The following is a 21,700-nucleotide window of genomic DNA, read 5'->3' as shown; positions in this document are numbered from 1 at the left end:
GCGCCTTTGTCATGTCAGGCTCAGTGACCGGTCGCCGCGCCGGCACCCTTCGGGATGCGGATCGACTCCACCAGTTCCTGGACTTCGACCGGCGGCTCTTCCGTCGCGTTCGACACGACGTAGGCGACGATGAAGTTCACCAGGGCCCCGACCGCGCCGAACGAGGTCGACTTGATCGACAGGAAGAGCGGGTCGCTGTCCGTGAACGAGTTGGTGTCCGGGATGAAGAACCAGCCCTTGTGGAGGAAGATGTAGACCAGCGTCACACCGAGGCCCGCGAGCATACCGGCGATGGCGCCTGCACTGTTGACGCGCTTCGAGAAGATCCCCATGAGGATCGCCGGGAAGAGCGAGGCCGCCGCGATGCCGAAGGCCAGCGCAACCGTCTGGGCGGCGAAGCCCGGAGGGTTGAGACCGAGCCAGGTGGCGACGACGATGGAGACACCCATGGCGATCCGCGCGGCCAGAAGCTCACCCTTTTCCGAGATGCCCGGATTGAGGGTGCCCTTGATCAGGTCGTGCGAGATGGCCGAGGAGATCGCCATCAGAAGGCCCGCAGCGGTCGAGAGCGCGGCGGCAAGACCGCCGGCCGCGACTAGGGCGATGACCCAGCCCGGCAGGTTGGCGATTTCCGGGTTGGCCAGAACCATGATGTCGTTGTTCACGGTCAGTTCCGAACCGGCCCAGCCCTTGCCTTCGGCGGTCGCTTTGAACGCCTCGGACTTGTCGTTGTAGAACTGGATCTTGCCGTCGCCGTTCTTGTCCTCGAACTTCAGAAGACCGGTGACTTCCCAGTTCTTCATCCAGTCGGGGCGCGCTTCGTAGTCGATCGGGTCGGACTGCGTGCCAGCCGGATAGATATTGTCGATGAGGTTCAGACGCGCCATCGCACCAACGGCCGGAGCCACGAGGTAGAGAAGCGCGATGAAGACCAGCGCCCAGCCCGCGGACGACCGCGCGTCGGACACTTTCGGCACCGTGAAGAAGCGCACGATGACGTGCGGCAGACCCGCGGTCCCGATCATCAGCGACATCGTGAACAGGAACATGTTCAGCGTCGTGTCGGTGTGGCCGGTATACTTGCTGAAGCCGAGATCCGTCACCACCTGATCGAGCTTTTCGAGAAGCGGCATGCCCGAAGCGGTGTGCTCCGAGAAGAGGCCGAGCGGCGGCAGCGGGTTGCCCGTCAGCGTGATCGAGATGAAGATCGCCGGGATCGTGTAGGCGATGATCAGAACGACGTACTGGGCAACCTGCGTGTAGGTGATGCCCTTCATGCCACCGAGAACCGCGTAGGCGAAGACGACCGCCGCACCGATGTAGAGACCCGTCGACGCCTTCACTTCGAGGAAGCGCGAGAACGCGACGCCAACGCCGGACATCTGGCCGATAACGTAGGTGATCGACGCGACGATGAGGCAGATGACGGCGATCAGACGCGCCGTGTTCGAGTAGAAGCGGTCACCGATGAATTCCGGCACGGTGAACTTGCCGAACTTCCGCAGGTAGGGCGCGAGAAGCATGGCGAGGAGCACGTAGCCGCCGGTCCAGCCCATCAGGTAGGCCGAGTTGTCGTAGCCGACGGCGGCGATGAGGCCGGCCATCGAGATGAACGACGCGGCCGACATCCAGTCGGCGCCGGTGGCCATCCCGTTCAGGACGGGGTGAACGCCGCGTCCGGCGGCGTAGAACTCGCTGGTGGAACCCGCGCGGGCCCAGATCGCGATACCGAAGTAGAGCGCGAAGGTCGCCCCCACCACGATAAGATTGAGCGTAAACTGATCCATGTCCCCGATCCCCTTATTCTTCCACGCCGTGTTCACGGTCGAGCTTGTTCATGCGGGCGGCATAAACGAAGATCAGCACCAGGAACACGAGGATGGAGCCCTGCTGGGCAAACCAGAAACCGAGGTCCGTGCCCCCGATCTTGATGCCTGCGAGCATCGGCCTCAGAAGGATGCCGAACCCGAAAGACACGACGAACCAGATGATCAGGCTGATCCTGATCAGGTTGATGTTCGCGGTCCAATAGGCGTTTGACGAAGATTTGTCGGCCATATTGCGTTACTCCCGTGAGTTTCCTCCCACCCGCGCCCCGTGCGTCGGGACGCCGGCCGTCGTTATCCCGCCTTGCGCTGGACGATGCCGCCGAGCGCCGAAGCGATCCCGGCGATGTCCCCCATCGCGTCGACGGTCTCGAGCACGCCCATCCTGCGATAGTGCGCGATCAGCGGCGCCGTCTGGTCGTGGTAGGCTTTCAGCCTCTCACGCACCGTTTCGGCGTTGTCGTCGGCCCGGCGCTTGAATTCCGTGCCGTCGCATTTGTCACAAATCCCCGCCCTCGCGGGTTGCTTGAACTCGTCATGATACCCCTCGCCGCAGGTGGCGCAGGTGTAGCGGCCAGCCACCCGGCCGACCATCGCCTCGTCGTCCACCTCGAGGCTGATCGCCGCGCTGACCGCGCGGCCCTGATCGGCCAGAAGCTGGTCGAGCGCAGCGGCCTGCCCGGCCGTGCGCGGAAAGCCGTCGAGGATCACACCGGCCGAAACGTCGGGTTCGGCCATGCGGTCCTTCAGAATGTCGAGAACGATGTCGTCCGAGACGAGCCCGCCCGCCGCCATCACCGCCTTCGCGGCAAGGCCGGCCGGCGTTCCGGCCGCGACGGCGGCGCGCAGGAGATCGCCGGTCGAGAGTTGGATGAGGCCGAAGCGCTCCTCCAGCATTCGCGCCTGGGTGCCCTTCCCGGCCCCCGGGGGGCCGAGCAGTATCAGGACGGCGGGGCTTGCGGTAACGGCGTCGCTCATACGGTCAACCCCTGTTCATGCGGTTGTCGATCAACTCATCGACGACCGAGGGATCGGCCAGCGTCGAGGTATCGCCGAGCGCGCCGTAGTCGTTCTCGGCGATCTTGCGCAGGATGCGGCGCATGATCTTGCCCGAGCGGGTCTTCGGCAGGCCCGGCGCCCACTGGATCAGGTCGGGCGAGGCGATGGGGCCGATCTCGGTCCGCACCCACTTCACCAGCTCCTGGCGGAGATCGTCCGACGGCTCCTCGTCGTTCATGAGCGTCACGTAGGCATAGATGCCCTGGCCCTTCACCTCGTGCGGATAACCGACCACGGCGGCCTCGGCGACCTTCGGATGCGCCACGAGCGCGCTTTCGACCTCGGCCGTGCCCATCCGGTGGCCGGAGACGTTGATCACGTCATCGACCCGGCCGGTGATCCAGTAGTAGCCGTCCTTGTCGCGGCGGCAGCCGTCTCCGGTGAAATAGTAGCCACGATACTGGCTGAAATAGGCTTCCTGGAAACGCTCGTGATCGCCCCAGAGCGTGCGCATCTGCCCCGGCCAGCTGTCGGAGATGCACAGTACGCCTTCGCATTCCGTCTCGCCCTGGCGAACGGCCGTGGCGGGATCGAGAACGACAGGTTTCACCCCGAAGAACGGGTTGGTGGCCGCGCCGGGCTTCGTCGGGGTCGCGCCGGGCAGCGGCGTGATCATGTGGCCGCCGGTTTCGGTCTGCCAGAACGTATCCACGATCGGGCATTTGCCCTTGCCGACATACTTGTCGTACCAGACCCAGGCTTCGGGGTTGATCGGCTCGCCGACCGAGCCGAGCACCCGCAGACTCGAGAGGTCATGCTTCTCGACCCATTCCGGCCCCTGCCCCATCAGCGCGCGGATGGCGGTCGGGGCGGTGTAGAACTGGTTGACCTTGTGCTTGGCGCAGACTTCCCAGAAGCGGCCTGCATCCGGATAGGTCGGCACGCCCTCGAACATGATCGTCGTGCCGCCGTTGGCGAGCGGGCCGTAGACGATGTAGCTGTGCCCCGTGACCCAGCCGACATCCGCCGTACACCAGAAGACGTCGCCCTCATGGTAGTCGAACGTGTATTGATGGGTCATCGCCGCAAAGACGAGGTAGCCGCCCGTCGTATGCACCACGCCCTTCGGCTTGCCGGTGGAGCCGGAGGTGTAGAGGATGAAGAGCGGGTCTTCCGCGTTCATCGGACGCGGCGGGCATTCGGGGCTCACCATGTCCATCATCGCGAGAACATCGACGTCGCGGCCCTGGATCCAGCTGGTCTGGTCGCCGGTATGCTTGACGACGAGGCAGCGCACCTTGTCCGAGCAATGGAGGAGCGCCGCGTCGGTATTGGCCTTGAGCGGGGTCCGCCGTCCGCCGCGCGGGGCGGTGTCGGCCGTGATCACCAGCTTCGCGCCGGAATCGTTGATCCGGTTGGCGAGCGCGTCGGGCGAGAAGCCGGCGAAGACGATCGAATGGATGGCGCCGATCCGGGCGCAAGCCAGCATCGCATAGGCGGCCTCGGGGATCATCGGCAGGTAGATCACCACCCGGTCGCCGCGCATCACGCCCTGGCTCAGGAGGACGTTGGCCATCTGATTCACCTTCCGCGACAGGTCGCGATAGGTGATGTGCTTGGCGGGCGTCTTCGGATCGTCCGGCTCCCAGATGATCGCCGTTTGCAGCGCACGATCCTTCAGGTGACGGTCGATGCAGTTGACCGAGGCGTTGAGCACGCCGTCCTCGAACCACTTGATGGAGACCTTGCCGAAGGTGAAGTCGGTATCCTTGACCTTGGTATACGGCTTGATCCAGTCCAGCCGCAGCCCCTCGCGCCCCCAGAACGCGTCCGGGTCGCTCATCGATTCCGCGTACATCTCGCGATACTTCGCGGCATCTGCATGGGCGTTCTTGAACCCCGCGGGCACTGCGCGAATGTCGGGCGCCTGCGCCGTATGGTCCTTGGAAGCGGTCATCGTGGGTCCTCCCTGCAAATCCGGCGCCGCCGAAACCGCGGCACCCCCATCCGGCCCTTGTCCGGACGCCTTTACCTGCGCAACATTGTAAACCGAATGATCATTTTTTCGTAACCCCTTTCGTTAAATAACTTTTTTTGTTAATTTATTGACATCAACTAAGAAAATGCTGTTAATTTTTTGATTGTGGCGAAAATTTGACTATCAAAAACAAGCCCTTGCCTGTTCACGATTTCGGCATCTTTCCGCGGAGAACCGGCAATGCGTCGCCAGGAGTCTTTTTTCCAAGCGCGCGCGCTGGAATCGCGCCCGGCAAACCGGCGTTCCGTTAGCGCTTAAACTCTCCGGAGCGATTCGGTCCGCCGGGACCGGGCCGGAATCAGCGATGTTTTCCGGCATTCCAGCCCGTCGGGGCGAGATACCGTTCCCCCGCCGATATCGGCAGATCCTCGAGCGCGGACCCCATCGAGTCGTTCCAGCGATTGAGATACCCGAAGAGCGCGATCACCCCCATGATCTCGACGATATCGCCATCGTCCCAATGCGCCTTCAGCCGCTCCTCGATCGCAGGCGTGACCCCGTTGGGCACCTCGGCGGCCGCATGCGCGAAGGCCAGGGCCGCCTTCTCGGCGTCGCTGAAATGCGGGCTCGCCTCGAAATCCCAGACAGAATTCAGCCGCTCCTCGCTCGCCCCGAAGCGCTGCGAACCCAGGATCGTATGCGCCTGGCAATAGCGGCAGCCCGACACATAGGAGGTGATGTAGCCGAGAAGCCGCTTGAATTCAGGCGTCACCGCGCCGTGGCATTGCATCACCGCGATATTGAGCGCGGTGAAGGCGCGGGCGATCTCGGGCCGATGCGCCATCGTCCGGACGGAATTCGGGATGACACCCAAGGGGCCCTTGAAGAACTGCACCTCGGCGCGCAACCCCGGTTCGATCTCTTCTTCGTCAAGCGGGCGCACAACGGCCATCGGTTCCTCCCTCTTTCCCGAGGCGAAGGCTGGCAGCTTCCCCGGCTCAGGACAAGTGCGCCCGTGCGTCCGCCACCGCGTCGTCGATATCGTGGGCATAGCCGACCTTCGGCTCGCGCAGACCGAGCGAGAGGAGCGTGCGGCGGATGTCGGGACTGGTGCCGGTGAGATAGAGCCGCCCGCCCTTCCGCGCCATCTTCCGCGCCAGGAGTTCGACCGAATGGGCGGCCGTGCTGTCGAGGAAGGGCACCTCGGCGAAGTCGAGCACGAAGGCGCTCGGCCGGTCTGCGATCCGGTCAAGGACCGCTCCGACGGTCGAGGCGGCGCCGAAGAAGAACGCCCCCTTGATCCGGTAGACGAGGATGTCGTGATCGGTCGCCCTGCCGGAATCGTAGGGACTCGCCTCGTCGGCGCGGTCGTCCTCCACCAGGGGCGCGCGCTCCTCGACATGGGCGGCCTCGGACATGCGGCGGATGAAGAGAACGGCGCCGAGGACGAAGCCGACGAGGATGCCCTCGGTCAGGTCGCGGAAGATGACGAGGAAAAACGTCACCGCGAGCACCAGTGCGTCGCCCGAGGAGGTGCGCAGGAGCATCCACGCCTCCTCCTTCTCGATCATGTTCCAGGCCACGACGGCGAGGACCCCGGCGAGCGCCGCCAGCGGGATCGCCGAGGCCAGCGGCGCGAAGACCATCATGAAGACAAGGACGAAGGCGGAATGGAGGATGCCCGCGACCGGCCCGTGGGCACCGGCCCGGACGTTGGTCGCCGTCCGGGCGATGGTGCCGGTGACGGTGATGCCACCGAAAAGGGCCGAGGCGATATTGGCGACACCCTGCGCCACCAGCTCCGCGTTCGAGCGGTGGTGGCGGCCGGTCATGCCATCGGCAACGACGGCGGAGAGAAGCGATTCGATTGCGCCGAGCAGGGTAAAGCTGACTGCATAGGGTATGGCCGCCTGGAGCGCGGCCAGGCCGAGATCGGGAAACTCCGGTGCCGGCAGGACGCGGGGCAAGGCCCCGAACCGCGATCCGATGGTCTCGACCGGAAGGCCGAGGACCGACGTGAAAAGCGCCGCCCCGACGACCGCGATCAGCATCCCCGGCCAGCCCGGTTTCAGCCGCTTCAGTCCCTGGATGACCGCGACGGTTCCCAATGCCAGCGCAATGGCTGCCGGCGTGACGGTGTCCCGCGCCGCCCAGAGGACGCCGAGCTTTTCGAGAAGCGGACCCGGCTCCGGCCCGCCGATGGTCAGGCCGAAAAGGTCCTTGATCTGGCTGGCGAAGATGATGACCGCGATGGCGGACGTGAAACCCACCGTGACCGGGTAGGGAATGAACTTCACATAGGCCCCGAGGCGCAAGAAGCCGGCGACCATCATGAAAAGCCCGGCCAACAGCGTGGCCGTCAGAAGGCCGCCGACGCCGATATCGGCAACGCAGGCCGCGACGAGGATGATGAAGGCGCCCGCCGGACCGCCGATCTGGAACCGCGACCCGCCGAGGGCGGAGACCGCGGCGCCGCCGACGATGGCGGTGATCAGCCCGCGCTCGGGCCCGACGCCGGACGCGATCGCGATGGCCATCGAGAGCGGCAGCGCGACGATGGCAACCGTCAACCCGGCCAGCGCGTCGGCCCGCAATTCGGCCTTGCCGTAGCCCTCGCTCAGGACGGTGACGAGTTTCGGCAGATACTGCTCGGAAAAACTGGGGCTTGCGCCGCCGCCTCTACGATCCATGATGCCCCGTGTCCACGATTTGGTGCGAGAGTGGGATCGCGGGCACGGACTGTCAAGGAAGGGCCGGAACCCGCCGGCCGGAACGGAGTCTGCCGCGATGACCGACAAGATCAACCCGATCCGCGAGACCGACGACGACGCACGGACACTGGCCCGCGACCTGCTCGGATCTGCGCGCGTCGCCGCCCTCGGCGTGATCGAACCGGCGACCGGAGCGCCCTTCGTCAGCCGCATCGCCTTCGGCCTCGGCCCCGACGGGCAACCGATGACGCTGGTCTCCGACCTCGCGCTCCATGCCCGAGCGCTCCGCGCCGATCCGCGCGCCTCTCTCCTGATCGGGGAACCGGGCGTCAAGGGCGATCCGCTGACCCATCCGCGCCTCACGCTCCGGGCAACCGCGCGCTTCCTCGAACCATCGGCCGAGGAACGGGCCCGACTGCGCGCCGCCTGGCTTCAGCACCACCCGAAATCCGGCCTTTATGTCGATTTCGCGGACTTCCATTTTGTCGTCTTCGAGGTCGACAGCGGCCATCTTAACGGTGGCTTCGCTAAAGCCTATGCACTTGGACAGAATGACCTTAAAGTGACCTGACGTCGCCCCAAGCGGCTATTTCGCTGCAGAGCAACGGACGGCAAGGACTTTCGGCGAATGGCGATGATTGATCGGGCGACGTGGCAGGACGAAATTACGCGTCAGAGAGAGCGGCTGGAAGCCGATCTCGTCTCGCGTCAGATCGGCATCGCGCTCACCTGCGTCGTGTTCGGGTTCTTTCTGCCGTTCTGGGCGGTGTTCCTGACCTACCTGGTCATTGTCGGGTCCGAGGTCGCCCTCTTCCGCCAGATGCGCGCCTACGACGAGAACCCGACGCCGGGCCGGCGCACCGCGTTTCTCGCCTCCTCGTTGATCGGACTTGCGGCCTATAGCCTGCCGGCCCTCTTCATCTGGCTCAATCCCGACCCGCTGGTGAAATTCACCGGGGTCCTTTCGCTGATCGGCGCCCTTCTGAACGTGTCGGTCGTGCGCTCCACCCACCTTGGAATGGGCATCCTCAGCGGCCTGCCACCAGCCCTCGCGCTGCTCTGGCTGCCGCTGCAATATCTGTTCGACCCGATCGTCAACATGGATGCCGCCCTCGCCGTGGCCGGGGTCATCGTTCTCCTGGGGTATTTCGCCTCGGCGCTGGTGCAGAACCATCGGACCCAGTCGGAACTCGTCGCCGCCATCGCCCATGCCCGCGAGACGAGCCGCGCGAAATCGCGCTTCCTCTCGGCGATGAGCCACGAGGTCCGCACCCCGCTCAACGTCATCCTCGGCCACAGCCAGCTGATGCGCGAACAGGCCGACCCGGCGACCGTGCGCGGACATGCCGCCGCCGTCGAATCGGCCGCCCGCGGCATGCAGATGCTGGTCGAGGACGTGATCGACCTCGCCTCCGTCACCGAAGGCGAGGTCCGGTTTCAACCGGTGACCGCGGTGATCCGCCCCGAGCTTGAAGTCGTCGCGTCGATGAAGCTGCCGCTCAATGGCCACACCGACCCGGATGTCACGATCGAGATTGCGCCGGAAGTGCCGGAATTCGGGCGGTTCGATCCGGTGCTCCTGCGGAAATGCCTCAGCCATCTCAGCGCGATCGTCCTGAACGAACAGCCCACCGGCCGGCCGCCTGCCATCAACATGCGCTGCGCGCTGGCGCCGGGCCGGAAGGACCGGCTGCGTCTCACCATTGCCGGGCGCGAACCCTCCCGCCCCGCCGACCAGCGCGACCAGACGCCGGCCGAGGGGTCGTTGGCGCTGACACTGGTCCACAGTATCGCCGAGGTGATCGGGGCCAAGGCGGCGATCCTCCGCGCGCCCGACGGCAGCCTCGTCGCGCGGATCGAGCTGCCCTTCGTCACCGTCCCGGACCCGCCCGCCACCGGGGCCGAGACGGTCTATGGTCGGCTTCGCGCGCTGGTCGTCGATGACATCGCGACGAACCGCTTCGTCGTGGTGCAGATGCTGCGCGCGCTCCGGATCGAGGCCGATGAAGCGTCCGGCGGCAGCGACGCGCTGGAACGGCTCGCGGAAGGCGAGTTCGATATCGTCCTTCTCGACATGAACATGCCCGACATGGACGGCGAGGCGACGTTCCGCGAAATCCGTGGCTCCGGCGCCGACTGGGCCAATATTCCGGTCGTGGCGCTCACCGCCGACGCGGTGGCCCGGCAGCGCGACTTCTACATGTCACTCGGGCTTACAGGCTTCGTGTCGAAGCCCGTGGACAAGCGGTTGCTCTGGGCCGAAATTCTCTCCGCCGTCCCGCCCCCGCCCCCGCTCTGACCGCGACGCTGCAAATGCGAGCGGGCGGGGATGTCCCCGCCCGCCCGAAAATCGTCCTTCGCGCGCCACTCAGTCCGGGTTGTCCATCCGGACACGGATCTGGATGCGCCCTTTCGAGGCCGAGGCCCAGTTCACCGTAACGTTCTGCTTCGACGCCCCCTGCTCGACCTCGACATAGGGCATGTCGGTCCGATATTCGTTCGACGGCCCGGTGATCTTGCCTTCGGCCACGATGGACTCGACATTTCGCGCCCAGCCGCCGAAGGGCAGATACGGGCCGGGATTGATGGTCCAGACCGTCGCCGCGGAAGACTGGTCATGCTGCATATAGACCGGGTTGGCGACCGGCTGGGTCACGGCGGTAAAGGAATTCGCCTCGACCGTGACATTGCGCATGCGGTTGTACTGCAGCGTCGCGAAGGTCGTGTCGACCTTGTCGATGCGATCGATCGCCCCGCTGATCGGCTTGAAAACGTTGCCGGAGACGTTGAAGCCTTGGAGGAAGTGGCCGGCGCCATAGGGCTTGACCACGATCCAGGCGAACCACGGCGCGACGTCGGAGGCGGTGAACGTGTTGCCGGTGATCGTCAGGCCGCCGAACGAATACTGGTTGCCGAAGCTCGGATCCGACTCGTACTCGTTCGTCCACTCGATCGACGAGTTGTCGATGTAGTTGCCGGTGATCGTCGTCTTCACATCCGTCCCGGCAATGATCAGACCGGCAAGGCGCAATCCACTGACCTCGTCATCCCCCTGGAACCAATGGTTGCCGACGATGAGGTTGCCGTTGCCGCCGAGAAGGCCAAAATGGCGGAAGTGGATCGCCCGGTTGTCGCGGATCTTCACGTCGTTCGCATTGGCGTTGAACGCGATGGAGATTCGGTCCTGCGACCGAAGCCCGCTTTCGTCCGACTGGAAATTGCAGCGGTCGATCATCATCCCCTGACAGCCCGTCCCGATCGAGGTGATGCCGCGGTTCTTCGGCCGGGTGATGTGGCTGTCGCGCAGATGGAAGATCATCCCGCTCGGCGCCAGCATGATGCCGCTCGCATAGCCGTTGCACTGCAATTCCACATCGTCGAGCGTCATCTTCGACAGCGACGCGAAGCCGGAAAAGTCGAGGACATACTTGAACCGGGTGAAGGTGTAGGTCTGGGTGCCCGCCGCACCGTAAAGCGGCTGACTCAGCGTCAGCGTCGCGGCGCCGACGTTGACCGCATTGACATAGACCTCGCGGCCGACGCCGGTGCCGGTCACCAGCGATCCGACCTTGATGTTGGCGATGTTGACAACATTGCTCAGCACCAGGTCGTTGGCGGTATTGTAGCTCGCCTGCGAGGTGACGACCGTCGGGGTCCAGGCCGGCCCGTCGATGACGTTGAACTGGCCATTGCGGATGACGCGACGGGTGGCAAAGCTGGTCTTGTTGTCGACAGCCGCCTGCATGTCGATCGGCGCCGTCACCTCGATCCGCCGGCCGCCAAGGTCGAGCGAATCGTGATCGGCCCAGTTGAGAAGCGCCTGGAACGCCTTCTTGAACCCAAGCTCCTCGTCGCCGAACGCCGCCGCATAGGAGGGAAGATCGAAACTGCGGGTCATCGACAGGCGCCGGTTCACCGGCATCGTCACCGTTCCCTCGAACCGCGCCTTGGATTCGAGCGTCACGTCGGCGTTGAGATAATAGGTCCCGGCCGAGACGAGCAGCGTCCGCCCGGTGGCCGCAGCGGCGGCATCGGCCGCCTCGAAGGCGGTGGCGTCGTTGGTGACACCGTCGCCCTTCGCGCCGTAATCGCGCACGTCGACCCAGTCCATCATGTCGCGCAGGAAGGCCGAGGTGACGTCCTCGATCTCGATATCGTCGATACGCACGACACCGCCATTGGGGCCCGTCAGGTCGAGGCCGAAGTGGCCGAAGATCGCGGCCGTGCCCCACGACATGTCGACACCGGTGCGTGTGCCCGTGCCGACGATCGCCTCCACGGTCTCGATCTTGCCGTAGGCAAGAAGCTGGACACTCGGCCCGGTCTCCACCACGCCCGTCACATGCGCGCCGCCGGCCGCCCCGGCCCAGGCGGCGATGCGCACCGTCGGAAGGTTGCCGCTCATCGCCTTCACCCGGGCGCGGATGCGCAGGTAGCAGCCCGGCAGGATCGTCGTATCCCCGGTGTAGCGGAGCTTCACCGTGTTGGTGGTTTTCAGAAGCTCGAGACAACCGCTGAAATCCTGATCGGCCGGCACCAGCGCCGCATTGGGCGATCCGTCATAGGTGGGCGATCCCGGCGTGCCATCGCCGGCCGACCAGACGTCCAGTCCGTTCTCGAAAGCGGGCGGCATGAAGACCAGCCCGTCGGTGATCGCCTTGTTCATCGCGATAAATCCCTTGTCCTGTTCCAGGCCCCGTCTGCGCCGGACCTCCTTGGGCGCGCGAAAAGCGGCGCCGGCTGGCGCCAGCTCCGGCGCCGTCAGGGAAGTCCGCTCATTCCGGGAAGTTGCCGGGCCACCGGGGCCCACGGCGCACAGGTCTACAGGAGTTTCCTGACCGCCCGGTTACCCGGGCGTTCGCCGCTCAGACCCCGGCGCCGGTCTCGGGCACCGGATAGACGCCGTCGATGCGCCAGCCGTCCGGGCCGTCGACCATCAGGTAGTCGAAAAGGTGGATAGCGCCGGCCGCGTCGCGGAAGCCCATGCGCTGCACCGGGCGCCCCTCCTCCACGCGCAGGCCGAGATAGCTGACCGCATCCGGCCGCCGGATCATCGGATACCCCCCGGCGACCATGCGCCCGAAATTCTCGGGCGAGCCGAAGATCCCCCGGATCGTCGAAGAGGCGTATCCGAACGCGGTCGCAAGGTCGTCCGCTTCGAACGCGGCGATCTGGTTGCCGATCACACTGCGGATATCCGCCCCGTCATCGCCGCTCGCCGCACCTGACGCCAGCCACATTGACAGAAACATGACCCAAGCGTGCCGCATCGCCGCCTCCCCTGTTCGGCCCCGTCATCCAAAGGTTACATTCACCCAGTCTACTCCCGACCCGGAAAAGGCCAAAACCGTTTTGGCCAAGGGGACAATCTTATGGGTTTCACGTTCAGCGCCAAGGACAAGAGCACCGAAAAGGCCGTTCGAAGGATCGCGCGCGAACGCCTCGATGCGTCGCAGGCACTTCTCGCCGATCCGAAACTGCCACGCGACGCGCTCGTTCACGAACTGCGGAAGAATATTAAGAAAACCCGCGCGCTCCTCAGGCTGGTGCGGCCGCATTTCAAGGGCTATGAGCGCGAGAATGCGGCGCTCCGCGATGCCGCGCGCCTGATCTCGGACCTGCGCGATGCCGACGTGCTCGCCACGACCTTCGACGACGTCGCGAGCCGGATCTACATGCCGCCCGACGCGCTGGCGGCCCTTCGCGATCGGATCGTGCGCCCTCGCGCCGGGGGCACCGACGCGGATAAAGAGCTCGCCGGGCATGCCGAATCCATTGCCGCCATCGCCCGTCGCGCGAAGGACTGGAAGATCTCCGGCGCCGGGTTCGACGCCCTCGAAGACGGACTCGAACGCAGCTGGACGGCAGCCCGCAAGGCCATGAACGCCGCCGAAAACGACCCGACCGGAGAGGCGCTGCACCTCTGGCGCAAGCGCGTGAAGGACCACTGGTACCACGCCCGCCTCCTCACCCGGATATGGCCCGAGATGATGTCCCACCACATCGCGGCCGCCGACATTCTGGGCGAAACTCTGGGCGACGCGCGCGACCTCGCCTACCTGATCGAGGCGCTGAAGGACGAAGCGGACGCGGCCGACCTCCGAGCCCGCGCCGCCGAAGAGGAGGCCCGGCTTCTCGCCGATGCAAGGACGCTTGGCGAATTGTTCTTCAGCGAAAGGGCGTCCGGCCTGTCCCGACGCTGGCGCGGCTGGTGGGATATCTGGCGCGCAAGCTGATCCGGCAGTCGCGACGCAAGGAGGCCCCCTCCTTGCCGTCGCAACGCCGGTTCAGGCCGCAATCTCGCCGGCAAGCGCCTTTTCGATCAGCGTAACGGTCTCGCCCACGCCGTAAAGCGCGATGAACCCGCCGAATCGCGGCCCCTGACTCGCGCCCAGAAGCACTTCGTAAAGCGCCGTGAACCAGTCGCGCAGCGGCTCGAACCCGTGCTCCTTGCCGACCGCGAAGACCATGGATTGCAGCGCCTCGGCATCGAGGCCGCCATCCCATACCTTCAACCGGCCGGACAGGTCTTCCATCGCCGCCCGCTCTCTCTCGCTCGCGGGCCGGAAGGTCCGCGTCGGCGCGACGTGATCGTTGAAGTACCGCACCGCGAAGGCCGCCGCCTGATCGAGCTGCGGATTTTGCTCGGGCGAGGCGTCGGGCGCGTATTTCCGGATGAAGCCCCAAAGCCCGTCCTTGTCCTTCGCCCCCGCCACGCTGGCAAGGTTCAGGAGCATCGCGAAAGGCACCACCATGTCCGATGCCGGCGGCTGGCCGTTGTGGATATGCCAGACCGGATTCGCCAGCCGCGCAGCCTCGTCCTGATCGGGGAAGGCGCGCAGCTGCTGGTGATACTCGTCGACCGCCTTCGGGATCACATCCCACCAGAGCCGCTTCGCGGTCTTCGGCTTCTGGTACATGAAATAGCCCAGGGACTCCGTCGCGGCATAGGTTAGCCATTCGTCGATCGTCAGCCCGTTGCCCTTCGACTTCGAGATCTTCTGCCCCTGCTCGTCGAGGAACAGCTCATAGGTGAAATGCTCGGGCTTCCTGCCGCCCAGAACCTCGCAGATCCCGTCATAGATCGGCGTGTTGGTCGAATGGTCCTTGCCATACATCTCGAAATCGACACCCAGCGCCGCCCAGCGCGCGCCGAAATCCGGCTTCCACTGCAACTTCACATTGCCGCCGGTGACGGGCAGCGTCCATTCGCGCCCCGTTTCGTCGTCGAAGGTGACGGTATGTTCCTTCTTGTCGACATGCTTGATCGGCACGTAGAGCACCCGCCCCGTCTCGGGATGGATCGGCAGGAAACAGGAGTAAGTCTGCTGCCGCTCCTCGCGCAAGGAGGCCAGCATGATCTCCATTATCTTCTCGTAGCGTTCCGTGGCCAGCTTCAGCGTGTCGTCGAAGGCGCCCGACTTGTAGAACTCGGTGGCCGAATAGAACTCGTATTCGAAGCCGAACGTGTCGAGGAACCGCCGCAGCATCGCGTTGTTGTGGTGGCCGAAGCTTTCGTACTCGCCGAAAGGATCGGGAACCGAGGTCAGCGGCTTCTGGATATTCGCCTTCAGAAGCTCCTGCTGCGGCACGTTCTCTGGCACCTTCCGCATCCCGTCGAGATCATCCGAGAAACAGAAAAGCCGCGTCGGGATGTCCGAGATGATCTCGAACGCCCGGCGGATCATCGTTGTGCGCTGCACCTCGCCGAACGTGCCGATATGCGGCAGGCCGGACGGGCCATAGCCGGTCTCGAACAGCACGTATCCCTTCTCGGGGTCCTTCTTCTCGTAGCGTTTCAGCACGCGGCGCGCTTCCTCGAAAGGCCAGGCTTTGGAGTTCATCGCGGCGTCGCGCAAAGAAGACATGACAGTTATTCCCGAAAGGACGGCGCCCATGCGCCAATGGCTCCGGTTCCTATTGAACGGTGGGCGGATCGTCAATAATTTGCCGGCGAAACAAGAAGGACGATGACCGTGCCCCACACCCTGCCCGCCTTTTCCGCCCAGGACGCCCTCGTCGCGATCATGGTTACCGTCTCGCTTTCCGACGAATCCATCCGCACATCGGAACTTGTCGCGATCGAACGGCAGGTAAACCACCTGCCGATCTTCGCCGATTACGATATGGACTCCGTCCGCGAGGTCGCCGAAACCGTCTACAAGATGATGGAGGAGGAAGACGGGCTCGACACCCTCTTCGCGATGGTCCGCGACGCGCTGCCCGAACGGCTCTGGGAAACCGCCTATGCGCTCGCCTGCGATGTCGCGGCCGCCGACGGCTCCCTCCGGCAGGAAGAGCTCCGGCTTCTCGAAGAGGTCCGGCACGAGCTGGAGATCGACCGCCTTCACGCCGCGGCCATCGAATGGGGCGCACGGGCACGACACCTGAAGCTCTGACCGGTGGAAATTCCGGGCAGGTTACGTGGCGGAATGCCACAGCAGCCCCGATCCGGCCGCCCGGACCATTGAAACGGCGCAAACCCAAGGGCATGGTCCTGCGAAGACCTTTTGGGAACGGGATGGACCAATGAAAGTCGTCGTCATGGGCGCGGGGGTGATCGGTGTCACCACCGCCTACTATCTGGCTCGTCAGGGTGCGGAAGTCGTCGTGCTCGACCGTCAGCCCGGCCCGGGGATGGAGACGAGCTACGCGAATGCGGGCGAACTCAGCTACGGCATGACCTCGCCCTGGGCGGCGCCCGGCGTTCCGATGAAGGCGCTGAAATGGCTCTTCATGAAGCGCCGCCCGCTCTTCATCTGGCCGCTCATCAGTCCCCGGATGTGGAAATGGGGCGCCCAGATGCTCGCGAACTGCACCGACGAGGCCTACGCGCTCAACAAGTCCCGCATGGTCCGGGTCTCGAACTATTCGCGCGACGTCCTGCCGGAACTCATCGCCGAGACCGGCATCGACTATGACGGGCGCGAACAGGGCACGCTCCAGCTCTTCCGCACCGAAAAGCAGCTGAAGGCCTCGAAGGCCGACCAGGCGATCCTCGCCGAATTCGACAGCCCCTACGAGGTTCTCGACCGCGACGGCTGCATTGCCGCCGAACCGGCGCTGGCCGAGGTGCGCGACAAGTTCGTCGGCGGCCTGCGGCTCACCGCCGACCGCACCGGCGACTGCCGCATGTTCACGATGGCGCTGGCGGAAAAGACCGCCGCCCTCGGCGCGACATTCCACTATGGCCAGAATATCCGGCTGATCCAGGTGCAGGGCGACCACGTAAAAGGCGTGATGACCGAAAGCCTCGGGCGGGTGGAAGCCGACGCTTATGTCTGCGCGCTCGGCAGTTTCGGCCCGAAACTCCTCGGCCCGATCGACATTCCCCTGCCGGTCTATCCGGTCAAGGGCTATTCCGTCACCCTGCCCGTGACCGACGACCGCTTCGCCCCGCAATCGACGATCATGGATGAAACCCACAAGGTCGCGATCACCCGGCTCGGCGACCGCATCCGGGTCGCGGGCACGGCCGAGATTGCCGGCTATTCCGACAGACTCGGGCCCCACGCGACCAGCACGGTGCGGCACGTGATCAGCGACCTCTTCCCCAGGGGCGGCGACCTCGCCCAGGCCGAAGGCTGGACCGGCCTCCGGCCGATGACGCCGGACGGCACCCCGATCGTCGGCCCCACCCGCTACCGCAACCTGTTCCTGAATACCGGCCACGGCACGCTCGGCTGGACGATGGCGGCGGGATCGGGCCGGGCGGTGGCCGATCTGGTGATGGGCAGGAAACCCGAAATCGACTTCGACGGGCTGACCGCCGCCCGCTACGGTGTCTGACCGTCAGGCGCCGTAGACCGCCACCCAGCGTTCGATCAGCTGCTGCTGCAACCGCTTGGAGCGTTTGACCCATGCGGCGCCCCCTTCCGGGCGTTCGCGCTGATTGTCCGGCACCGCGTCCCGCCGCGCCACGTCGCCGGTGAAGATCGCGAAGGCCAGATCGGTATTCCCCGGCGCCCGCACATATCCCGCGAGCGTCGAGACGAAATTGAGCGTGCCGGTCTTCGCCTCCACCGTGACTGGATGGCCGCTGATCTTGCGGCCACCGTCGTCGCGGAACGGCACCTCCTTCATCAGCCCCCGAAGCCCCGCATTCGGTCCAAGCGTCACCAGCGCCTTGAGCATGTCCTCGGCCGATATGCGCGAGGCCCCGGCGAGGCCCGAATGATCGGCGCACCGCGCGCTCTCGGCGCCGGCACGGGCTTTCAACCAATCGGCCATCTCACGGCCCGAGGCGGCATGGCTGGTCACGCCGCGCCGGGCGGAGGCCGCCATGCCGACGGCCTCGGCGGTCATATTGGTCGAATATTTCATCATGTCGCGCAGGATGACCGCCAGATCGTCGCTCGCCCGCTCGACGAGGACGGTGCCACCCGGCATCCGGTCCACGACATCCGGCGCGGGCAGCGGCACACCTTGCGCGCGGGCCAGGGTCTGGAAGACGTCGCCGGCATATAGCTCCGGCCGGCGCACCGGCAACCAGCGGCTGCCCCCCTTGCCGAGCGCCCGGCGCGCGACAGTCCATTCCTCGACCCGCCCGCCGTTCCTGTAGGAATAGACCGGCAGGTCGCGGTCGGCGAGTTTCACGCGCGTCGAATAGACCGGCGGCGCGAAGCGTTGCGCGCGGGCATCCATGCCGACCTCGTAGCCGCCGCCCGCCCGCTTCCACACGAAATTTACCCGGTTGAAGTTGAGGTTCAGCCCCGACACCGCCGGATTGTAGCCCAGCCAGGCCGGCTGGCTCTGGTCGATCGCCTCCAGATAGGGCAGCGCCCCGCCCCAGACGAGGAACCGTCCCGTCACCCCGGTCACCCCGGCCTTGCGCAGCCGCGCCGCCATGTCGCCGAGACCGTCGGTCGTCAGCTCCGGATCGCCGCCCCCTGCAAGCACCAGATCGCCACGGATCTTTCCGCCCTGGACCGGCCCCGTCGCGATCAGCCGGGTCGGGAACCGGTAGCCCGCCCCGAGATGCTCCAGCGCATAAAGCGAGGTGAGCACTTTCATAGTCGAGGCCGGCGGCATCGGTTTGTCGCCCTGCCGCGCCTCCAGGATCAGCCCGCTCCTGGCATCCGCGACCACATAGGTGACGTCGCCGCCCAGCCCAGCCGCACCGATCAAATCGACGGCAGGCGCTGCGCGGACAGCGCCCGAGGTCGCGACCCGCAATCCGGTCCGCGCCACGGGCCGCAAAGAACTCGCCGGCGCGTTGGCCAGCGCCGCGCTTGCCGCGCCGCCAAAGAGCCCGCTCAGAACCAGCCGCCGCGTGACCTGCGTCATCTGCTCCTCCTCGATGCCCGAACCATCGCCCAGCCCCCGCCTTGCCGCAAGTCCCGGCTCTTCACATCTTCTTACGGGACCGCCCTCCGGTCGGAAATTGTCGCGCCCGCGGCAAGGCAGGACGGACAGCCCGCTCAACCCGGCCGCCACTCTCCCCGCGCCCGGATCGCGCTCGACGACAGGTCGATCATCGGCACGTCGAGAAAACACCAGGCCGGCGGCGCCATCCGCGGCAGGAGCTTCGCCGCCTCAGCCGGCAAACGGTAGCGCGCGAATTCGTCCGCCGCCCGCGCGCCGCGCGCCGCGAGCCGCGCTCCCGGACGGGCGAAGACCCCGAGCGGCACGTGGTGCATGATCCATTCCCAGTCCTGCCACTGATCGAACTGCGCCAGATTGTCGGCCCCCATCAGCCAGACGAACCGCACGCCGGGATAAAGCGCGATCAGCCGCCGCAGCGTCGCGGCAGTGTAGCGCGTGCCAAGCTTCGCCTCGATGTCCGACACCACGACGCGGGGGTGATCCATCACCGCCCTCGCCCGGGCGATCCGCGACGCCATCGGCGCCGGTCCGCGCGCCTTCAACGGGTTGCCGGGACTGACCAGCCACCACACGCGGTCCAGCCCGAACCGCTTCAGCGCCTCGCGGGTGATGTGGGCATGGCCCGCATGGGCAGGGTCGAACGACCCGCCGAGAAGCCCGACGGTCATGCCGGGACAAGCTGTCGGGAACCCCGTCCGCATCACTGATATTCCGAGTACTTCATGTCGCCTATCTGTCGCGGGCGTCCCCCGAATGTCAAACCCTCCGGTCGCCGGATTCGCGTTCACCGTCAGGGATGTAACCGCCCTTGACCCTTCCCGCTGCCGGCCTAAGGTTGAGCCAGGCGGCAGCGATGTCCAAGAGGCCGAGCGATCGGCAGGCCGGGGCTTCCCCGGCTTCTACTTGCGATCATGGACATGCGGCGCATGACCGTGGCTGGGCGTTGCCCAGGGCGGGTCATGCAGGACGGGTGAGGTTGGGCATCGCTGCCGCCCCTGTTTGGACACGTGATGAACTACGCCCGGATCCTCCTTCCCCTCGCCACATCGCTGGCCGAAACCGACTGGACCGAAATCGGGATCGAGACGCATCTGCGCCAACGCCTGCCCGTCCGGCTGGAACGCCACGCCCCGAAGCTCGCCCGCTTCCTTGTCGCGCGGTGTCCGGGCCGGGTTGCCCCCGACCCCGGCCGGATCGCCCGCCTGCTTCTGGATGAACCGCGTGTCTGGCGGATCGCGGAATTCGCGCTGCGCAACGGGATCGTGCCCGACTTCCCGCTTGCAGCCGCCCGATTCCGTCCACCGCCTCCTTTCGGCAGCCTGAACCTTCCCGCGCTCGACAATGTCGACATGCTCGCGACCTGGCTCGGCCTGCCGGCACGACAGCTGGTTCGCTTCGCCGATCTCAACGCGCTCTCGGCCCTGTCCGGCTCACATTTCGCCATCCACTACCGGCATCACCTGATCCCGCGCAAATCCGGCGGCCTGCGCCTGATCGAGGAACCGAAACCGCTCCTCAAGCGACTCCAGCGACGGGTCCTGCACGGCATCCTCGATCTTGTTCCCGCCCACCCCGCCAGTTTCGGTTTCGTGCCGGGACGCAACTGCATCGGCGCGGCGGCGCGCCACGCCGGTGAAGCGGTCGTCATTGCCTTCGACCTCGCCGATTTCTTCCCCTCCATCGCGGCGAGCCGCGTCTACGGGCTTTTTCGCGCCATCGGTTATCCGCGTGGCGTCGCCCGGGATCTCGCCGGCCTTTGCACCACGCGCACGCCGCGCGAGGTCGCGCAGACGCCCGGTCTGCCGATGCCCGCGAACCTGACCGGCCGCCACCTGCCGCAGGGCGCCCCGACCTCGCCCGCGCTCGCCAATCTCTGCGCCAATGCGCTTGACCGCCGCCTCGCCGGTCTCGCTGCCTCTCTTGACGCAATCTATACCCGCTATGCCGACGATCTGAGCTTTTCCGGCGACCGCCGCATTGTCCCGATCCTGACCCGCACCGTGCCGGACATCGTGGTCGAGGAGGGGTTCCGCCTGAACCCCGGCAAGACCCGGATCATGACAGCCGCCGGGCGCCAATCGGTCACCGGGATCACCGTCAACCAGCATGTCAACCTCGCCCGCGCCGATTATGACCGCCTCAAGGCGGTGATCCACCATCTCGGCCGCCCCGGCGACCCACGCCGCGACGACCCGGCCTTCCTTGCCCATCTCTCGGGCCGGATCGGCTGGGTGGAGCAGGTCAATCCCGCGCGCGGCCTGAAACTCCGCGCCCACTTCGACGCGCTCGGCCTCGCCTGAGGCCGGCTCGGGCCGGTTTCCGCCAGCTGCGGACTTGCGCGGCCCGGCGGCGCGGCTAAGCTCACGCGCATGAGCCGCGCCCGTCTGGAAGAGATCGCGATCACCGAGGCAGCCCCCCGCGATGCGGATGCGCTTCGCTGCCTTCACGCCTACTACGCCGAACTCGCACGCCGCTTCCCCGGCGGCTTCGACGTCACGCTCTCCCGCGATCCCGACTCGGTCGACATGGTGCCCCCTCGCGGCACCTTCCTTGTCGCGCTCTCCGACGGCCACCCTCTCGGCTGTGTCGCGCTGAAAGGCGACGGCAGCAAGACCGGAGAGATCAAGCGCCTTTGGATCGCGCCCGCCGCGCGCGGCATGGGCCTCGCCACGCGCCTGATGAAGACGGCGGAAGACCGCGCCCGCAGCCTCGGAATGACGACGCTTCGCCTCGACACGAACCGGACGCTGGGCGAAGCCATCGCCCTCTATCGCTCCACCGGCTGGACCGAGATCCCGGCGTTCAACACCGAACCCTACGCGCATCACTGGTTCGAAAAACGGCTCTGAACACAAAAAGCT

The 21,700-nt window shown here is 66.0% G+C and carries 18 protein-coding genes; 7 read left to right on the top strand and 11 right to left on the bottom strand.

The window, feature by feature from the left end:
• Positions 1-20: 20 nt before the first annotated feature.
• The 6 genes from V5734_RS05965 to V5734_RS05940 form a co-directional block, all read right to left on the bottom strand.
• A complete protein-coding gene (locus tag V5734_RS05965; protein WP_347312589.1) occupies positions 21-1,787 on the bottom strand; it encodes a sodium:solute symporter family protein in 1,767 nt (588 codons plus the stop codon).
• A gap of 13 nt (positions 1,788-1,800) precedes the next feature.
• Positions 1,801-2,058 carry a DUF4212 domain-containing protein gene (locus V5734_RS05960; RefSeq protein WP_347312588.1) on the bottom strand — a complete coding sequence of 86 codons (258 nt, stop codon included), beginning with the start codon at positions 2,056-2,058 and terminating at the stop codon, positions 1,801-1,803.
• A 62-nt stretch (positions 2,059-2,120) separates the two neighbouring features.
• The gene (locus tag V5734_RS05955; protein ID WP_347312587.1) at positions 2,121-2,804 is read right to left on the bottom strand and encodes an adenylate kinase; all 684 of its coding nucleotides are present in this window, start codon (positions 2,802-2,804) and stop codon (positions 2,121-2,123) included.
• 4 nt (positions 2,805-2,808) lie between these two features.
• Complete coding sequence (gene acs, locus V5734_RS05950; RefSeq protein ID WP_347312586.1) at positions 2,809-4,782, bottom strand: acetate--CoA ligase; 1,974 nt, start codon at positions 4,780-4,782, stop codon at positions 2,809-2,811.
• Positions 4,783-5,161: 379 nt separating this feature from the next.
• Positions 5,162-5,755, bottom strand: coding sequence for a carboxymuconolactone decarboxylase family protein (locus V5734_RS05945; protein WP_347312585.1), 594 nt, complete (start codon positions 5,753-5,755; stop codon positions 5,162-5,164).
• A 46-nt stretch (positions 5,756-5,801) separates the two neighbouring features.
• Entirely contained in the window at positions 5,802-7,493 is a 1,692-nt protein-coding gene (locus tag V5734_RS05940) for a SulP family inorganic anion transporter (protein WP_347312583.1), read from the bottom strand.
• Positions 7,494-7,590: 97 nt separating this feature from the next.
• Between V5734_RS05940 and V5734_RS05935 the strand changes: the two genes are divergently transcribed.
• Together V5734_RS05935 and V5734_RS05930 are read left to right on the top strand one after the other, a co-directional pair.
• A complete protein-coding gene (locus V5734_RS05935) occupies positions 7,591-8,085 on the top strand; it encodes a HugZ family protein (RefSeq protein ID WP_347312582.1) in 495 nt (164 codons plus the stop codon).
• Between the two features lie 57 nt (positions 8,086-8,142).
• Entirely contained in the window at positions 8,143-9,813 is a 1,671-nt protein-coding gene (locus V5734_RS05930) for a response regulator (RefSeq protein WP_347312581.1), read from the top strand.
• 69 nt (positions 9,814-9,882) lie between these two features.
• On the opposite strand, the gene V5734_RS05925 is transcribed toward V5734_RS05930, so the two are convergent.
• The gene (locus V5734_RS05925) at positions 9,883-12,180 is read right to left on the bottom strand and encodes a glycosyl hydrolase family 28-related protein (RefSeq protein ID WP_347312580.1); all 2,298 of its coding nucleotides are present in this window, start codon (positions 12,178-12,180) and stop codon (positions 9,883-9,885) included.
• A gap of 199 nt (positions 12,181-12,379) precedes the next feature.
• On the bottom strand, positions 12,380-12,784 hold the full coding sequence (locus V5734_RS05920; protein WP_347312579.1) for a DUF4864 domain-containing protein: 405 nt from the start codon (positions 12,782-12,784) through the stop codon (positions 12,380-12,382).
• A 102-nt stretch (positions 12,785-12,886) separates the two neighbouring features.
• Here V5734_RS05920 and V5734_RS05915 point away from each other — a divergent pair, with 102 nt between their 5' ends.
• Positions 12,887-13,750 (top strand): CHAD domain-containing protein, encoded by an 864-nt coding sequence (locus tag V5734_RS05915; protein WP_347312578.1) that lies wholly within the window; start codon positions 12,887-12,889, stop codon positions 13,748-13,750.
• A 51-nt stretch (positions 13,751-13,801) separates the two neighbouring features.
• On the opposite strand, the gene V5734_RS05910 is transcribed toward V5734_RS05915, so the two are convergent.
• Complete coding sequence (locus tag V5734_RS05910; RefSeq protein ID WP_347312577.1) at positions 13,802-15,382, bottom strand: lysine--tRNA ligase; 1,581 nt, start codon at positions 15,380-15,382, stop codon at positions 13,802-13,804.
• Positions 15,383-15,484: 102 nt separating this feature from the next.
• Between V5734_RS05910 and V5734_RS05905 the strand changes: the two genes are divergently transcribed.
• A complete protein-coding gene (locus V5734_RS05905; protein ID WP_347312576.1) occupies positions 15,485-15,913 on the top strand; it encodes a tellurite resistance TerB family protein in 429 nt (142 codons plus the stop codon).
• A 130-nt stretch (positions 15,914-16,043) separates the two neighbouring features.
• On the top strand, positions 16,044-17,303 hold the full coding sequence (locus tag V5734_RS05900) for a D-amino acid dehydrogenase (RefSeq protein ID WP_347312575.1): 1,260 nt from the start codon (positions 16,044-16,046) through the stop codon (positions 17,301-17,303).
• Positions 17,304-17,306: 3 nt separating this feature from the next.
• Here V5734_RS05900 and V5734_RS05895 read toward each other — a convergent pair whose 3' ends face one another.
• Together V5734_RS05895 and V5734_RS05890 are read right to left on the bottom strand one after the other, a co-directional pair.
• Positions 17,307-18,800: a D-alanyl-D-alanine carboxypeptidase/D-alanyl-D-alanine-endopeptidase gene (locus tag V5734_RS05895; protein WP_347312574.1), complete on the bottom strand. Its 1,494-nt coding sequence runs from the start codon at positions 18,798-18,800 to the stop codon at positions 17,307-17,309.
• A gap of 134 nt (positions 18,801-18,934) precedes the next feature.
• Positions 18,935-19,540 carry a nicotinate-nucleotide adenylyltransferase gene (locus V5734_RS05890; RefSeq protein WP_347312573.1) on the bottom strand — a complete coding sequence of 202 codons (606 nt, stop codon included), beginning with the start codon at positions 19,538-19,540 and terminating at the stop codon, positions 18,935-18,937.
• A 309-nt stretch (positions 19,541-19,849) separates the two neighbouring features.
• On the opposite strand from V5734_RS05890, the gene V5734_RS05885 reads away from it, so the two are divergent.
• Both V5734_RS05885 and V5734_RS05880 read left to right on the top strand, forming a co-directional pair.
• Positions 19,850-21,139, top strand: a complete 1,290-nt coding sequence (locus V5734_RS05885) for a reverse transcriptase family protein (RefSeq protein WP_347312572.1) — start codon at positions 19,850-19,852, stop codon at positions 21,137-21,139.
• 69 nt (positions 21,140-21,208) lie between these two features.
• Positions 21,209-21,688: a GNAT family N-acetyltransferase gene (locus V5734_RS05880; RefSeq protein ID WP_347312571.1), complete on the top strand. Its 480-nt coding sequence runs from the start codon at positions 21,209-21,211 to the stop codon at positions 21,686-21,688.
• Positions 21,689-21,700: the final 12 nt, after the last annotated feature.

The sequence above is a fragment of the Defluviimonas sp. SAOS-178_SWC genome (assembly GCF_039830135.1).
Classification (GTDB): domain Bacteria; phylum Pseudomonadota; class Alphaproteobacteria; order Rhodobacterales; family Rhodobacteraceae; genus Albidovulum.
This window is presented reverse-complemented; position numbering and strand designations above follow the sequence as displayed.

Coding starts and splice junctions, on each gene's coding strand:
- V5734_RS05965 (WP_347312589.1), bottom strand. CDS start 1,787: ATGGATCAGTTTACGCTCAATCTTATCGTGGTGGGGGCGACCTTCGCG.
- V5734_RS05960 (WP_347312588.1), bottom strand. CDS start 2,058: ATGGCCGACAAATCTTCGTCAAACGCCTATTGGACCGCGAACATCAAC.
- V5734_RS05955 (WP_347312587.1), bottom strand. CDS start 2,804: ATGAGCGACGCCGTTACCGCAAGCCCCGCCGTCCTGATACTGCTCGGC.
- acs (WP_347312586.1), bottom strand. CDS start 4,782: ATGACCGCTTCCAAGGACCATACGGCGCAGGCGCCCGACATTCGCGCA.
- V5734_RS05945 (WP_347312585.1), bottom strand. CDS start 5,755: ATGGCCGTTGTGCGCCCGCTTGACGAAGAAGAGATCGAACCGGGGTTG.
- V5734_RS05940 (WP_347312583.1), bottom strand. CDS start 7,493: ATGGATCGTAGAGGCGGCGGCGCAAGCCCCAGTTTTTCCGAGCAGTAT.
- V5734_RS05935 (WP_347312582.1), top strand. CDS start 7,591: ATGACCGACAAGATCAACCCGATCCGCGAGACCGACGACGACGCACGG.
- V5734_RS05930 (WP_347312581.1), top strand. CDS start 8,143: ATGGCGATGATTGATCGGGCGACGTGGCAGGACGAAATTACGCGTCAG.
- V5734_RS05925 (WP_347312580.1), bottom strand. CDS start 12,180: ATGAACAAGGCGATCACCGACGGGCTGGTCTTCATGCCGCCCGCTTTC.
- V5734_RS05920 (WP_347312579.1), bottom strand. CDS start 12,784: ATGCGGCACGCTTGGGTCATGTTTCTGTCAATGTGGCTGGCGTCAGGT.
- V5734_RS05915 (WP_347312578.1), top strand. CDS start 12,887: ATGGGTTTCACGTTCAGCGCCAAGGACAAGAGCACCGAAAAGGCCGTT.
- V5734_RS05910 (WP_347312577.1), bottom strand. CDS start 15,382: ATGTCTTCTTTGCGCGACGCCGCGATGAACTCCAAAGCCTGGCCTTTC.
- V5734_RS05905 (WP_347312576.1), top strand. CDS start 15,485: ATGACCGTGCCCCACACCCTGCCCGCCTTTTCCGCCCAGGACGCCCTC.
- V5734_RS05900 (WP_347312575.1), top strand. CDS start 16,044: ATGAAAGTCGTCGTCATGGGCGCGGGGGTGATCGGTGTCACCACCGCC.
- V5734_RS05895 (WP_347312574.1), bottom strand. CDS start 18,800: ATGACGCAGGTCACGCGGCGGCTGGTTCTGAGCGGGCTCTTTGGCGGC.
- V5734_RS05890 (WP_347312573.1), bottom strand. CDS start 19,540: ATGCGGACGGGGTTCCCGACAGCTTGTCCCGGCATGACCGTCGGGCTT.
- V5734_RS05885 (WP_347312572.1), top strand. CDS start 19,850: ATGAACTACGCCCGGATCCTCCTTCCCCTCGCCACATCGCTGGCCGAA.
- V5734_RS05880 (WP_347312571.1), top strand. CDS start 21,209: ATGAGCCGCGCCCGTCTGGAAGAGATCGCGATCACCGAGGCAGCCCCC.